This is a genomic window from Bathymodiolus japonicus methanotrophic gill symbiont (assembly GCF_019721995.1).
Classification (GTDB): domain Bacteria; phylum Pseudomonadota; class Gammaproteobacteria; order Methylococcales; family Methylomonadaceae; genus Methyloprofundus.
On sequence record NZ_BLYC01000063.1, the window covers coordinates 1 to 15,173 of the forward strand.

12 protein-coding genes and 3 pseudogenes are annotated in these 15,173 nt (G+C 37.1%); 6 read left to right on the forward strand and 9 right to left on the reverse strand.

Annotation, left to right across the window (positions count from 1 at the left end):
- Window positions 1–302: 302 nt before the first annotated feature.
- Window positions 303–2,873 carry an AAA family ATPase gene (locus tag K6984_RS27650; RefSeq protein ID WP_221898278.1) on the forward strand — a complete coding sequence of 857 codons (2,571 nt, stop codon included), beginning with the start codon at window positions 303–305 and terminating at the stop codon, window positions 2,871–2,873.
- A gap of 248 nt (window positions 2,874–3,121) precedes the next feature.
- Here the strand turns inward: K6984_RS27650 and K6984_RS27655 are convergent, their stop codons facing one another.
- Entirely contained in the window at window positions 3,122–4,420 is a 1,299-nt protein-coding gene (locus tag K6984_RS27655) for a transposase (RefSeq protein WP_221894571.1), read from the reverse strand.
- 261 nt (window positions 4,421–4,681) lie between these two features.
- Here K6984_RS27655 and tnpA point away from each other — a divergent pair, with 261 nt between their 5' ends.
- From tnpA to K6984_RS31805, 3 genes and pseudogenes are all read left to right on the forward strand, one after another.
- Complete coding sequence (gene tnpA / locus K6984_RS27660; protein ID WP_221898286.1) at window positions 4,682–4,978, forward strand: IS200/IS605 family transposase; 297 nt, start codon at window positions 4,682–4,684, stop codon at window positions 4,976–4,978.
- 309 nt (window positions 4,979–5,287) lie between these two features.
- Window positions 5,288–5,818: pseudogene (locus K6984_RS31800) on the forward strand (recombinase family protein); the annotation flags it as partial.
- Between the two features lie 75 nt (window positions 5,819–5,893).
- Entirely contained in the window at window positions 5,894–6,121 is a 228-nt protein-coding gene (locus K6984_RS31805) for a hypothetical protein (protein WP_230988324.1), read from the forward strand.
- A 396-nt stretch (window positions 6,122–6,517) separates the two neighbouring features.
- On the opposite strand, the gene K6984_RS27670 is transcribed toward K6984_RS31805, so the two are convergent.
- The 4 genes and pseudogenes from K6984_RS27670 to K6984_RS27690 all read right to left on the reverse strand — a co-directional run.
- On the reverse strand, window positions 6,518–7,495 hold the full coding sequence (locus K6984_RS27670) for a 3'-5' exonuclease (RefSeq protein ID WP_221898287.1): 978 nt from the start codon (window positions 7,493–7,495) through the stop codon (window positions 6,518–6,520).
- A pseudogene (locus tag K6984_RS27680) lies at window positions 7,447–8,354 on the reverse strand (UvrD-helicase domain-containing protein). The gene K6984_RS27670 and the pseudogene K6984_RS27680 overlap by 49 nt, the downstream one beginning before the upstream one ends.
- On the reverse strand, window positions 8,351–10,120 hold the full coding sequence (locus K6984_RS27685; protein ID WP_221898281.1) for an AAA family ATPase: 1,770 nt from the start codon (window positions 10,118–10,120) through the stop codon (window positions 8,351–8,353). Before K6984_RS27685 ends, K6984_RS27680 begins: the two are co-directional and overlap by 4 nt.
- 160 nt (window positions 10,121–10,280) lie before the next feature.
- Window positions 10,281–10,475, reverse strand: a pseudogene (locus K6984_RS27690) (DDE-type integrase/transposase/recombinase); the annotation flags it as partial.
- A gap of 71 nt (window positions 10,476–10,546) precedes the next feature.
- Between K6984_RS27690 and K6984_RS27695 the strand changes: the two are divergent.
- Complete coding sequence (locus K6984_RS27695; RefSeq protein WP_221894694.1) at window positions 10,547–11,320, forward strand: IS1 family transposase; 774 nt, start codon at window positions 10,547–10,549, stop codon at window positions 11,318–11,320.
- Between the two features lie 413 nt (window positions 11,321–11,733).
- On the opposite strand, the gene K6984_RS27700 is transcribed toward K6984_RS27695, so the two are convergent.
- Window positions 11,734–12,444: a tetratricopeptide repeat protein gene (locus K6984_RS27700; protein ID WP_230988322.1), complete on the reverse strand. Its 711-nt coding sequence runs from the start codon at window positions 12,442–12,444 to the stop codon at window positions 11,734–11,736.
- A 582-nt stretch (window positions 12,445–13,026) separates the two neighbouring features.
- Here K6984_RS27700 and K6984_RS27705 point away from each other — a divergent pair.
- Window positions 13,027–13,248, forward strand: a complete 222-nt coding sequence (locus K6984_RS27705; RefSeq protein ID WP_221898283.1) for a hypothetical protein — start codon at window positions 13,027–13,029, stop codon at window positions 13,246–13,248.
- A 59-nt stretch (window positions 13,249–13,307) separates the two neighbouring features.
- On the opposite strand, the gene K6984_RS35240 is transcribed toward K6984_RS27705, so the two are convergent.
- The 3 genes from K6984_RS35240 to K6984_RS27715 all read right to left on the reverse strand — a co-directional run.
- Window positions 13,308–13,433 (reverse strand): hypothetical protein, encoded by a 126-nt coding sequence (locus K6984_RS35240; RefSeq protein ID WP_263458902.1) that lies wholly within the window; start codon window positions 13,431–13,433, stop codon window positions 13,308–13,310.
- A 97-nt stretch (window positions 13,434–13,530) separates the two neighbouring features.
- The gene (locus tag K6984_RS27710; RefSeq protein ID WP_221898284.1) at window positions 13,531–14,415 is read right to left on the reverse strand and encodes a hypothetical protein; all 885 of its coding nucleotides are present in this window, start codon (window positions 14,413–14,415) and stop codon (window positions 13,531–13,533) included.
- 119 nt (window positions 14,416–14,534) lie between these two features.
- Window positions 14,535–15,173: hypothetical protein (locus tag K6984_RS27715; protein ID WP_221898285.1), on the reverse strand; the 639-nt coding region annotated here is incomplete at its 5' end.

The window sequence follows — 15,173 nt, forward strand, 5'->3', positions numbered from 1 at the left end:
TTTAAGAGGATACATATTGCTGTAATTGACAGTGATTGTGGAGAATGTGTTGGTTAGTGTTGGTAAGGGGTGGATAACATCTTTTCGTTATCCATGCTTTATCAATACGTCCCGTAGGGAGCCAATATATTCTCCACATGAACGGTACACCTCAGAATTTGTGGAATGCGGGCTGCGAGCATTACAGGAGCTAATTTTACTTGTACGCGCACGTGAAAAACAAAAAATAGGAAGATTAGCTATGAACACTAATTATTGCGACAGAACCGACGGGAAGCCGACATTTTTAGGGAGATTGGTAAATGGGTAAAGATATTGAACAATTAGAATCATGGTTTAAGAGTCGCTCCAACTGGCTTCAAGATGCAACACGTAGATTATTGGAAAAAGGTGACTTAGATCAGTTCGATTTAGATGAACTGTATAAAATCTGTGGTATTGAAGCAGGGATTAATTTTGAAGATGACATTATTCCAGAGTTTGTTCCCATGCAAACAGGTTCTTTTACAATGGATGAGGAAGGTTCAAAGGTTGAGCTAAGGTCTATAGGAAATATTAAGGGAATAAATGCTCTTCATCCAAACGAGCCAGTATTGTTTAATGAAGGTTTAACAGTGATTTATGGTCAAAATGGGTCGGGTAAATCTGGGTATACGAGATTATTAAAAAAAATCTGTGGTGCGAAGAAAATTGGTTCTATATATCCAGATGTCTTTAGTACTAAACCTGATTGCCAAGCTTGTGATATTGGATATACGATTGAGGATGAGTCATATAATGTGAGTTATGATATTTCTTTAGGTATTAATGACCACCTTTCTTCAATAGAAATATACGATAGTGATTGTGGTTCTGTATATGTTAATGAAGAAAATGAATTAGCTTATGAACCAGAGTTATTAAGGGTTTTTAGCCGCCTTATTGAAATAAGTGATGAACTATCTGAAAAATTTAATTTTGCTTCAGAGAGGCTTGTTTCAACAATGCCCACTATACCTCAAATCTATTTGGAAACACCATCAGGCAAATGGCTAGGAAAAATTAAGCATGATACAGCCTCTACAATCACCGATGAAGCATGCCAATGGAATGACGAGTATAAACATTCCTTAGAGGCTTTAGTTGTTAGATTGAATACACCAGATTTAGCTACTGAAGCAACTAAATTAAAAAAAGTTAAAGTTAAAGTTGATGAGTTGATTAAACTTAGGAATTGGGAAAATAAATTAGGAGTTGATAAGTGCAGTGCCTATCTGGATAAGAAAAAAGATAGTGTAACTAAAGTTAAAGCAGCAACTAAATATGCTAAAAGTATATTTGAACAAATCCCATTGACTGGGGTGGGTGAAGAAATTTGGAGCCTAATGTGGGAGCATGCAAGGGCGTATTCTAAACAGGTATGCTACCCTGAAACTGAATTTCCAAATGTAACTGATGGATCTGTATGCGTGTTATGCCAACAGCCATTAAATGAAGAGGCTAAACAAAAATTGATCCAGTTCGAGAGCTTTGTAAAAGGCGAACTTGAGTTAGCAGCAAAAAAGTCAACAGATGAATTAGCTGTATTTGAAAGCAGTTTATCTGATACTCCAGATGAAGAACTAATTTCCACAATTGTAGTGGCCGCGAATCTTGATGATGCTTTAACTCCTTTAGTTATGAACCTTCGAATGGCCATTGAAAATGCTGCTGGGAAATTATTAAAAGCTGAAGTTGATAAAGAATTTGAATCAGGCATAGATTTTTCTATTATCCCTCAGTTAGAAAAAATATCAATAGAGCTCGAAATATCAGTAAAACAATTGGAAGAAGACGCAAAGAAGAATAACGGGACGTCATTGGAGAAACAGAAAGTTGAGCTAGAAGCAAGGAAGTGGCTATCAGAACAAAAGCAATCAGTTTTAAGTGAAATTGAACTGTTAAAACAAAAAGAAAAGATTGATGCAGCTAAAAAATTAGTAAAGACACGTGAACTCTCAATAAAAAAATCTAATTTGGCAGAAGAGTTAGTAACTGAAGAATATATTTCTCGTTTTTATAAAGAGGTCAAGGGTTTAGGGGCCGAAAGACTCAATGTTAAACTTGAAAAAACTAGAGCTCCAAAAGGTAGGGTTTATTTTCAGTTGAAACTTACTGGTAGTGCAGAAAAGGTAGCTGTTAATGATGTTTTAAGTGAAGGTGAGTTCCGCATAATTTCATTGGCTGCTTTTTTGGCGGATGTTCGCGGAAGAACTGAGAAATCAACATTTTTATTTGATGATCCAATCTCTTCATTAGATCAAGAATATGAAGAAAAAGTTGCTGCAAGACTTGTCGAATTATCAAACACTAGACAGGTTATTGTCTTCACACATAGATTATCTTTATTAGCATCTTTAGAAGGAGAAGTTAAGAATCAAGGTGTTTCTCATAATGTAATAGGGTTGTCTAGAGAATATTGGGGGGTAGGACAACCTGGTTCGCCTCCACTGTTTGCGCAAAACACAAAAAAGGCTATAAATACTTTGATTTCAAATATGAGTGAAGGTAACAGAATTTATGAAGAAGAAGGTTATGAGAAGTATTCATCGTGGGCAAAAGCTATTTGTAGCCACGCAAGGATTACTATAGAGAGAGTTGTTGAATGTGATCTTTTGGCTGATGTGGTGCAACGATTTAGAAGACCCATTAATACTAAAGGAAAGTTGAAGAAGATTGCTAAAGTCTCAATTGCTGATTGTTCTTTTATTGATGAAATGATGACTATATTTTCAAAATATGAACATGCCCAGCCTAATGAAGCTCCAGTTAGTATCCCATTGCCAAATGAACTTGAAACGCGTTTAACTTCATTAAGAGATTGGCGTGAAAATTTTATTGATAGAGAAATTTAAATGAGCTCAGCAGAAACAGTAAGAGTTATAGTCAAATCTAGTGTTTAAGGCTAGGCTGACATTCTGTCTTCACTATCTAGTTTTTCTACTGTTAATGGCCAGTTAAACTGAGCCAAAACTGGCCATTAAAATTGAGCCACTTTTCCAGACTTTACTATTAATTCTAAAGCTGTAACAGTTCCCTTTATTGGTCCCAGGTCGCTAGTCAAAACTATGCACTTTAGTGCAAGGCTTTAGCTGCTACACCATCAGTGTTCCCCTATCAATTGAGGCCGTGAAACTAACCTCGCCACAAGAGAGCTCATAAAGCACTGTAAAGACATTCCTGTTATTATTGCGTTTTGAACTGCCCGAATGGTATACGAGCTGATACGAGATATTCTTGCCTGGAAAAATAATGGATTCACAAAACGATCTCGTTTTTGAGCCTGTTGCTGCCTAATCTCCAGAGCCTCGCTATATTTTTTATCCGATGGATGAATCAATTCTGGCTGTTGTGTTTTTGAAATCTCTTCAAACACGCGCATTAAATTATAGCTCATTGCAGTCAGGCGCATTTGATTTTCAAGTGAGCGGGTATTGGAAGACCAAGCTTTAGTTTCCTTGAAATTACTTTTAGTGTTATTGAATGTCTTTTCAATCGTCCATCGCTTGAAATACAGCATGGCAATGGTTCCAGGGTTAATAGTCATTGGCAAGGTTGTCACAAACCGGTGAAGTTTTCCGGTTTCTGGATCACGGTAATCCACCACGTTAAATTTGATGCCCTTGTTTTCGTACACACTGTATGCTTCAACCCCTGTATTGATCTCATGGCGGGAGTCAAAAGGGATAGACTCAACCAGAGTCGCAATTGAATTTTCTTTTAGCATTGAAATCATGTAATTAGCATGTCGTTTCTGCCGATCCCACCAGACAAAGTCGGTGACGGCTTTATCGTAGACATAGAGATGTTTCTGAGAGCTGTTATTTCCCTTGTTTTGCTTTTCAATATGATCTCGTAACACAGGTATTTCTTGATGCCTCTGAGTTCCGTTTGTCACCAGACAAAGAAATCTGAGCAACCCACTTCTGAGATTCAACGCGTAAATCCCCCCGGCCGCATAAACTTTCCCCTTGCTGTTTTTTTCAGTATGGCAGGCATGATCAATAAAATGTCCATCCGCTGCTTCTATGGTGTATTCGTCAAGTTCCGGGAATGCTTTAAGATAATCAATGCCTTGCGATAGCAGTGTTTCAGCGTGAAGATGATAGCTCTGCTGTTCAAATGCCTCAAGCATACTTGTTCGTCTATGCGACTTCAGTGATTTAAAATACGTTGAGTGGGGAAGCAGCTGGCCATAAATCTGTTCATTGGTTTGGAGGAAATGGCGACCACTATCGACTACACTGATACAGCGTAATAACCCAAGGCGAATAAAGTCGATATCCTTCAACTCTGGGCATGAACGAGCCCACAAAGGATGACGCTCTGCTAACAGGGCACGTTCCATACTTTCATTGCAGTGTTGGTGAATATGTTCAGAGAGTGGTAGGTCTTTAAGCATGGGTGATATCCGTTTATGAGGTGATTAAAACGGAAATTTTTAGAAAAATTCTTCGGCAATTGCAAGCTTTATTTGAAATTATTTGTTGTTTCTTTACGGTGCCTACAGAGTGTCTATTTGCTGTTATAAGTGATTAAAATCAAAAAGATGGAAATATTCGAGTGGTGCTACCTTCAGGTAGGTTATAGGCTGCTTTGTTTAGGTACTTCTTCTTTCAATGGGAACACTGATGTGCTACACACTTATGTTAAACTTTGTTCTATGAATGAGCAAAGGCGAAGTGGCCATACAGTTACGCGATTCACGGCTCACTTGGTATGGGTAACAAAGTATCGATATCCGGTATTAAAGGGCGATATTAAAAAGCGTTGTCGTGAATTGATAATTCAGGTATGTGATGCAGAGGATGTCCAGATCTTAAAAGGAGTGGTAAGTAAAGATCATGTCCACATGCATATAGAATATCCTCCAAAAATTACTGAAGAAATGGTTCAGGAATATCTTGAGCACCACCGCGATCCTTCAAACAAAGATAGCGGAAGCATGGTTCTTGAATAGTTAGTTTTGGACTTTCAGTCCAGTCGCAACCTATGCACTTTCAGTGCATAGTGGTTGATTCCTTAGCCACGCCTCCCATTGATAGCCATTTTATTCGACCCCCCTGATAAGGTCGCTTACGCTGTTAGCGAGACCATAGGTTTGCTTCAATAATTGACGTAAAAAAAACAAGTGTATTTTTTACATCGCCATAAACACAGCTAATCACCATTAACAAGACCTTATTTATAGTTAATAATGTTAAAAAAGGCTGTTAAAAAACTTATCTCATGCTATAGTTAATAAAACCCATGTTAAAAAAGTAAACAGATGAAAATAGGTTACGCTCGAGTTTCAACATCTTCTCAAGATACATCACTACAAATAGACGCGCTTAATGCAGCTGGTTGCGAAATAATTTATAAGGAAAAAGCGTCAGGAAGTAAAAAAGACAGACCCGAACTTGAACAATGTTTAAAGTCTTTAAGGAAAGCTGATACGCTGGTTGTCTGGAAACTAGACAGGTTAGGAAGATCATTACAACACTTACTTGAAGTTATAAATGATCTTGAAAATAAAGGAATCGGTTTCACTTCATTAACTGAATCAATAGACACGACTACAAGCACAGGCAAACTTGTTTTTAATATATTTGGCTCACTTGCAGAATTCGAACGCTCATTAATTAAAGATAGAGTAAAAGCCGGCTTAGAGGCGGCTAGAAAAAAAGGAAGAATTGGAGGAAGGCCCTCAGCTCTTGATGAACAACAAAAGGAAATGGCAATAACGATGTTCAACGGCGGTGCATTGAAATCTGATATAGCAAAACATTTTGGTGTTACGAGACAAACTATTTACACCATACTTCAGGCGCGCCATGCTACCTCACAACATTCTGGGACTCCTGTCACCAACATTCATTCGCCTACGCAGCGAATGGGAGATGCCCTGGTCGCCCTGCGTCCGTCTCAACTACGCACAAAACCCTGCTCCGTTAAGGCTCCCACACATGGCTTGACGGCTATTCGGAATGCAATTCTTTGCCTCCCTCGCGCGCTGCTAGCGCACTTCGGATTGGCGAATTGCCCTGTCGCCTACCAGGGACTTAAAATCATCACTCCGCTTAGGCTCCGTTTCCCTGATTTTAAGCGAATGCTGGTTTGATGATATTCGCCAGACTGGATGGCGATACTCGCCATAGTTACGCGGGTTTTGAGCGCCGTTGACAAGTGACAAGCCATTAATCGATTTACGCATATCAGTCACGCCTGTCGCCAGGTATACGTAATTAACAGACAGTCCGTTTATCATGATACCGACCTAAGTAATTCTAATAATGGCTTTAAAGATGAAAGCTCCGTATCGGCAAGGATTTCCAGGCTGAAACCATTGCTATGAGTTATTTTGAGCACTGACAAACCAGCAGATAACCTTGAGCCGATGAGCGTGTCTTCAGTAACAAGTTTTACTGGAACTAATTGGCTGGATTGTTTCACTGATGAGGTCGCTAAGCTCCGTTTCCATGATTTTCAGCGAATGAGGAGGCTAAAATTCTATAGTTTAGACTTTAAAAACATCTAAGAATCGAGAGAGTCTTCGCATTTTATAATCACCCCAAGGCATCATTCTCTTTTTTGGGTAAGTAACATATAAAAATCGTTTTGCACGGGTAAAAGCAACATATAGGTTGTTTTTTTCCTGTGTCATCTCAATACCACCATTACGTACTGCTCTATAATCAGGAAAAGTCTCATCATCCATCCCCATAATAAAGACAATATCAAACTCTTGACCTTTCATTGTATGAACTGTACTTAATGTGATTCCAGAATGCTGTGCCAATGGATGAGTTTGCCCTAAAGCCATAGCATTTTTAAATTGATGTAAAGATTTATTATCAGTCTTACTAGCGTAATTATGCCAATGTTTCAGTATTTCGTTAATATCATTGATGATCATGCTTTTTTCATTTTCATCCTCAATATTTATATTATCCTTTAAATTTTCAAAACTCCTTTTTAAGTTGCTTCCATCATCATTCAATGATAGCACTAAAATAATAACCTCTTTTAAAGATTGGTCTGATATTAATGATGTAATGTTTTTTAAATCTGGGTTGTTGTTACCCTCTATTTTCAACCTGTTAAACAATCGCTGTTTGTGTAAGATGTCTTGAGGGTTCAGTCGAACTCTTAACCCAAGATCAAATGTCTTCATTAAATCAGACTCAAATCGAATAGTTCCTGGAGTCATTTTGTAGTAGAAAGGAAGGTTACTTTCTACAAGTTGAGCTTCTAATTGATTAAAAAAATATTTGTTTCTTGCAAGCACAGCAATTTTTTCATAGGAAATTTCACCTTCAATATCACCATGTACCTTTAATGAAACTAATGATGTTATCTTATTAATAATCCACTGAACTTCATCGCCTTCATCCTCAAAACCTTTTATTTCAAAGATACCTTTTTTAACTGTTTCTGCAAAATTTTCTACATCAGGAATGTTTTTTTTACAGCAGATAAAACGGATTTTGATGATCGATAGTTTTCTTTCAGTTCGACAACAGAAGGACTAAAGTCATGAACAAATTGTTTATCCATGTAGCCAGGAGAAGAACCATTAAAGTGGAAAATGGATTGATTAGGGTCGCCCACCATCATGATATTTGTAAATTCGCCATTAGCTAATGCAAGTAAAAATTGATATTGAGCATTATTTAAGTCTTGTGCTTCATCAATACAGATAGAAAAAAACTTCGGCGATATAAAGATGCTGTTTTAGGATAATTTATTAATAAACTATAAGCAAGTAATAACAAGTCATCAAAATCTATGGCGTTTTGAGTGCGTAAAATATCTTGATAGTTTTGGTAGAGCAAAACGATATTTTCATCATCAGTATGTTGTTCAAGTTCATTATCGGCAATTAATTCACGCTTAACCTTTGAGATATAACTCAAAACACGATACCGAAAGTTTTTTTGTTCTTTATTACTTTGGGTTTTATATGTACCTGCATAGGAAGGTGTTTGATTAATTGCTTGTTCAATTAATTCTAGTCTATCTGCTTCCTCTTCAAAAATATGAGGCATTTTTGTAAGACCAATTAAATGACCATGATTTTCTAGAATTGACTGGCAGAAACCATGAAACGTCCCGACAAAAACCCGTTTCTCTATTTCTGAAATATCACTTAGCCGTTCCTTAATTTCTGCACCAGCTTTATTGGTAAAAGTGAGCGCAAGGATTTTTTTATTGGTGTTACCCAGTAAATAACGGACTCTTTCAGTTAAAATTCGTGTTTTACCACTTCCTGCACTAGCTTTAACATAGATTGCACCATTTACTGCACAAACAATTTTTTCTTGTTTTGGAGATAAATTAATGTGAGGTGTCATGATTTCACCTCCATTTTTAATATAGAAGAGATCATGCTAAATAATGAAATTATCTTTGGCGGTAATTCCTTATTACTACGTATAATTTCATCCGCTACGAGTGGAGCATATTTCGCTTTATTCTTTTTACCCGCAATAATTTGATATATTTTTTCATCATCATATCCTTCAATTTCTATTTTTTTTATCGGTTGTTTAGTTGCTTTAGTCCTTTCATCTGGATATTCTTCTAAACTAAAAATAACTTTTTTTATCTCATTACTAAACCCGTCAACAATAAGTTGTTTTTCGAAATCATTTCCTGAATCAAGGAATACAATGCAATCATGTTCTTTTCTAACTGTTGAGCTATTTCTATGCTGACATTTCACACTTTGAGCAACATTATGTTCTGCATCACTGAATATAAACCAAGGTATATTTAGTGACTCAGAAAAACATATAAAAGGCAGATAATTCCCAGAACCACCTACACCAACAAAATCTAGCCCGATTTCCACAGGTGATTTACCAAAGTACTTTTGAGCAAAAACTGGCAGTGCTTGCTCTTCTGTTTCCCCTTCAAAAAAGACAATCACTTTGGAAAAAAATATTTCTCCTCGGGTATTAACAACCTGTCGGTTTATTTTTCTAATTTTTTCTAGGGTTAATTTATCAGTATCTATTTGACCACAAGAAACACTTTCACCTTTGTAAAAGCTGCGTATTTGATTTAACTCAGCGGCGGCAGCAATATAAGGTGAATGGGTAGAAATAATTTTCTGTCCGATTATTGCATCTATTTGCCCGTAGAGTTTTTTTTGTGCATTAGGGTGCAAGTGTGCTTCTGGCTCTTCAATGGCGAGAATAGGAAAAAATACTGACAACTCTTTATCAGCATTAATGGATAACAACGCAATAAACGCCTTTAATGTAAGGAGTGAAGACCAACTCCGTGTTCCCATTCCATGATATTCCATTGAGAAAGGTTCTTTCTGGTCGGAATAATAGATTGTTAACCCTTTGTTTAAATCTCGAATTTTTTTAGTGAACGGTGTGATTTCTATCCCTTCGCTGTGGGTATCCATTGCTGTATCAAGTTCTTTTAAACTTGTTTTAATATTGGTTAAAATATTACTACTGCTAACCGCTTTTTCATTGAGTAATTCTATCTGTTTTTCAATATCTTTAATATCATCAGTTGAATACTCAATTTTAGACAACATCTTACCAAGGTAAGAATTTCTTAATTTTGTATCTTCCAATATATCTCGTTGTGCATCCATGTAGAAAAATGGCATTTCGTCAAAATGAAACCCTGACTTTTTTCCACTATTGACATCAAACCAATCAGTCCCTTCTTGTTTAAATTCAGGCCAAATTTGTAAAATATGCTGTTGAGTTTTGAAACTATTATTTATTGAATCAAAAGTAATGATTGTTCTGAGAGGGATAAATGCATTACCAGTATCATCATTACTAATTCTCTCAGTGGTAAACAATACTTCCCAGTTTTCAGAAAAATCTTCATTTCTGATACCATTGTCATCAGTAGGTACAATCAAAAGGTCAATGATTATTTTCTCGTTAGTTGTGCTACCTTGAATAAAAAAATCATCTTGAGAAATAAACTGACGATTACCTAACGTTATCTGTAATGCTTTTAGGAAAGAGGTTTTTCCTGTATTATTCATCCCTGTCAAAATAGTAGTTTTTTCAAGACCAACTTCGATATTTTTTAGGCCTCGAAAACCTGAAATGCGAACAGTTTTTATTAAAATACTCATGATATTGTCTTATTGCACCTCTCTGGCATTTTTAATTCGGTTTAGAAGGACAGTTTCCAGAAAGGTGTTTATTATGGTAGCTAATATTTAGTTTTTATCACGTATAGGGTTCTGTCGCAAGTATTATTGAAAATGCAGAAAGCCTGGTCTTCAGGCATAACTATCCTGCTAAAGCCATAAACTGCTTATAAGCAGGAATATTTTCCTCAGACAATTGCCCCTTTCGGATGATATGTGCCGTTTGAATTCCATCAATTGTTGCTTGGGCGGAGTGAAACGCTTTAAAGCCCATCATCGGTTTTGTTATTTTTTTGATAAAGCGATGATCCTGTTCGATGATGTTATTCAAATATTTGGTAGTGGGTTAAACCTGTGTTTAGCATGAGAGCAATAGAATAAGAAAGTGATTTATTGCATAATTCCCTCATGAAATATTATCAAGAAATCACCTGCCCTAACTGTACTAATTCCAACCTGATGAAATCAGGTAGTAGCGATCGTGGTGTGCAGCGATATCGTTGCCAGACCACAGCTTGCTCAACCAACACCTTCATGTTGGAATATTGTTATAAAGCATGTGAATTTGGAACCAAAGAACACGTTGTCGAAATGGCTATCAATAGTAGTGGCACTCGAGACACGGCTAGGGTTCTTAAAATCAATAAAAATACGGTGACTCGTACTTTAAAAAACAAAGAAAACAGTCTTGTTCAAGTGAACCCTCTTTTTCAGACCTTTGATCAAGGGAAACCATTGGAAGTCAGACTAGAACAGGTCTGCTGTGATGAAGCCGAAATGGATGAACAGTGGTCTTTTGTAGGAAATAAAAGCAATCAACGCTGGCTATGGCATGCTGTTGATCATAAAACCAACACGGTACTCGCTTATGTTTTTGGCAAGCGTAAGGACATTGTTTTCAAAGAATTAAAAGCGTTACTTTTGCCTTTAAATATCAGTCGTTATTACACCGATGACTGGGGCGCTTATGAACGTCATCTCGATGCTGAGAAACATGAAATAGGTAAGAAAAACACCCAAAAAATTGAACGTAAAAACTTGAATTTTAGAGCATGGATAAAACGATTAACTCGTCGAACAATCTGCTTCTCTAAGTTAGAGAAAATGCATGATATTGTGATTGGTCTGTTAATAAATAAGGTGGAATTTGGCAGGGATATTCATGCAAAAACACAGATTTAACCCACTACCGTTTTTTTTTGTGTTGGTTTGTAGGCGTAAAAAAGGGATAAAAAAGTATTGTTTAGAGATTTCTGAGGTATGGCTAGAGAGGTAGTTCGGGTGTGCTTGTATGGAGTATGACCTGAATTCAGGTGAGATAATGTTAATCCTTTTGAGTAATTATCTTATCATGATGAAACCTTGCAATGGATAAGGTATTATGAAAATCTCAAAATCTTAACCAGTCATCACTCGCTATTCCAGAAAATCCTCCATCGGTCAATCTTCTAGACAAGCCAGTCCTATACTAAAAAAGAGCTGAAGAAACAACCACGCCGCGCCAATTCGTCGAAAGACCAATGCGTCCTTGCGGTGTATTATTTTATGTCTTATCTGTTATGAGGCGTAAGTTGTGAGGGAAATTAAAAAAGTTGTTATTTATGGCTTTTAATCCACTCTCGAGATAATTCTTGTGCCTCATTTATTTGCTCTGCTGTTAGTTTTTTTTCTATAAGCTCCCTAAGTTTAATTGCTTTTTTACTACCATTGTATGATGAAATATTAGCGTACATATATGCTTGCTTATAATCTTTAATAACACCGCGGCCAATCGCATACATTACCCCTAGATTTAATTGTGCAGATGAATCCCCTTGCTCTGCTGACTTGGCATACCACTTGACTGCCTGTTTGTAATCTTTAATAACGCCTTCGCCTTCGAAATACATTACCCCTAGATTGTATTGTGCAGATGAATACCCTTGCTCTGCTGACTTGGCATACCACTTGACTGCCTGTTTGTAATCTTTAATAACGCCTTCGCCTTCGAAATACATTACCCCTAGATTGTATTGTGCAGATGAATTCCCTTGCTCTGCTGACTTGGCATACCACTTGAACGCCTGTTTGTAATCTTTAATAACGCCTTCGCCTTCGGCATACATTACCCCTAGATTTAATTGTGCAGATGAATCCCCTTGCTCTGCTGACTTGGCATACCACTTGACTGCCTGTTTGTAATCTTTAATAACGCCTTCGCCTTCGGCATACATTACCCCTAGATTGTATTGTGCCTGAGCACTCCCTTCTTCCGCTTTTATCCTGAGGTAAGTTATGAAATCAGGATCTTGTGGTTTAGCTCCCATCTTATCCGTTGTCTTTGGGGTGTTTGCTGAGACTGAGGTGCAACTCGTTAAAGCCAATGGTAAGGATGCGATTAATAGAACAAGTAATATTAGTTTGTATTTTTTCATAATTAAATATGGGAATATCATGCAAATCCATGGTTAACAAGAGCGCAAAAACAAACTTATTTCGTTATAGTTAATTTTTCTTATTTATCAAGCTATTGATAACTAACGAATATATGTGTTGTGAAATTAAAATAACGACTGACATGTTAATTGTGTTAAATCATGTTGACTTACGATGGTATCATGTGAGTAATATTGATTGGTTACAATTAAATAAACTATTTTAAATGCAAAAAAAACACCGATTTAAATTAATAAATCTATGTTTTTTTTATCTTTTTAATTCCACATATCTTTAACTGATGCTTGGCGGTTTCTCTTAAAGATACGTTTTAAACAAACAGGACAATTAGTAGAACTAATTAACCATTAACTTCTAATTAAGTGATAAATAAATCAACTAGAAGTTAAATTCTATCTTGTATGGACCTTTATGGATAGATTAGGACTAAAAATTGTTTTGTCAGGAATAACATGGCAAACTTCAAAAACAAATCAAACCTACGTTTATCACCAAGTAAGCAAAACATCCACAGTCTTTATAATGCTTATGATGACATCAATAAACACCGCAATGCCTGCCTTGATTCACTGCTTAATTACGGGCTAGTTCTTGATATCGTCATTCTTGACGGTAAGTTCAGAAATACACCAATACTAGGCCGTACCCCAAAGAAAAAATCAGGTCAGTGCTAGAACACCCAAAACCCCCTTATAACTTAACTATTGATGCACTAGAGAGGCGCGTAGGAAAGCTATCTAAAAGTCCAGGCGCGCCATGCTACCTCACGAAATTCCGGGGCTCCTGTCGCCATAATTCGTTCACCTACGCAGCGGATGGGAGATGCCCTGAACGCCCTGCGTCCGCAACGACTACGCACAAAAGCCGCTTCGTCATTACTACCTCACTGGCTGGACGGCTATTCGGAATGCAATCCCTTGCCTCCGTTTCCCTGATTTTCAGCGTAAGAATAATTTTTATGCTGCCTCCAGCATTGCTGATTGATAACCGATAGCCCTATACATGCGCTCCAGTGATTCGATGTTTAATGTATGCGTGCGTTGTCCATTGTGTTTTTGGGTTGTGTCGAATGATAGCCCGATACTTTCGTACATTTTTTTTATGCTACGTATTGAGTACGCAGGATTAACCTTTGTGATATTAAATACAGCTAATAACGCATTATTATCAGCAACACATGGTTTTAAAAATTCGGTACAGTCCGCAACACATAGAATTGATTTATTAATAATAATATTTTCTATGTGTTGCGCTATTGTGTTGTTTAACAAAGACTTATAAAAATTACGCTTAATTTTGTAGTTTGTCTTTAGCGACACGGGCAAGTTAATTTCTTTTGCATCTTCGGACTTTGCTTCGGCTTCTGACATCATCAAGATTTTAAAGTTTTTGATTTTAGATTTAGTCTTACCGCGATTCCAGAAGTAATAATTATCTTCGGTTATTTCCTCAATTTTTAGCTGCTCTTTAATCTCAAATTTTTCCAAACAATAAACTTCTTCCTGTTTTTTGCTACGCGATTTTCTTAATTTCTCGGCCACCTGGTCATCAATGTCCGCTGAATTAATTACGGCATAAAAACGGTTTGATTTAGCTTCCTCTCGAATTTCCTTGTCAACAACAACCTCTGTTTGTGGTTTTAGGTGGTGCAAATTCCAGCCTTTAACCTCAAACGCAACTAAAGCGCCACTAACACCATAACTACGTGCGTTTTGCTCTTCGGCCTTGCATCGGCATTGCCAGTGGTCAAAATCTGAAAGCTTACCTATCCCCGATAATAATTTGCGGTGCTGTTCGTCATCGTGTGGTCGGTAACTCCAGTTTTTAAAGCCGATAAACACGCCATTGCACGGCCTATAGCGCCCTGCTGTTTGCAAAATTTCATTAATAGGTAAAACTCCAGAACAAAGAATATAAACCTGCTCGAATAATTCAGCTTCAATACTGAATCCGCTGGTAATTACTGGGTTGCTATTACCACCTGATAGCCGTTATCTTTGTTAGGATTGCTTAAAAATTCCCGTTGCTCATCATCTCCGCTATTTTCACCAGTAACGCACAGGTGACTAATATTCTGCTGTTCGCATTTTTCCTTTAAAGTTTCGGCTTCCTGAATGGTATCCACCATAACAAGGCAATATTCTCCACCGTCTATAGCCTCATGGATAATCGTTTTTACATCAGCATAATCTGAATAAAACAAGGTTTTTTGCTTCGGTTCAATGTCTCGCTCAATGTGATAAATTTCACGATCACATGATTTTATAAAGCTGATTGTCTTGCCGTCAATGTCTGCAGCAGCACAGATAATTAAAGGCGTTTGTGTAATACATTTGCGAATTAAATCGAATAATAAAACGCGATCAGCTTTTTTAATCGTGGCGCTGTTGATAGCCTCCAGCACTTGCCGCACCTCGTCAATAATAAGTATGTCCGACAATTCTAAAAAGCTTCGTAGATAGTGCTTTAAGGTCGAATTAAGGCACATAGCAACCACTTTCTCAGACTCGATCTTAAATGCGCTCATGGCCTGATAATGTGCTGCATCAAATAGAGGAGAATAACGGATAACCCAACGATTGAGCATGTGATCCACCTT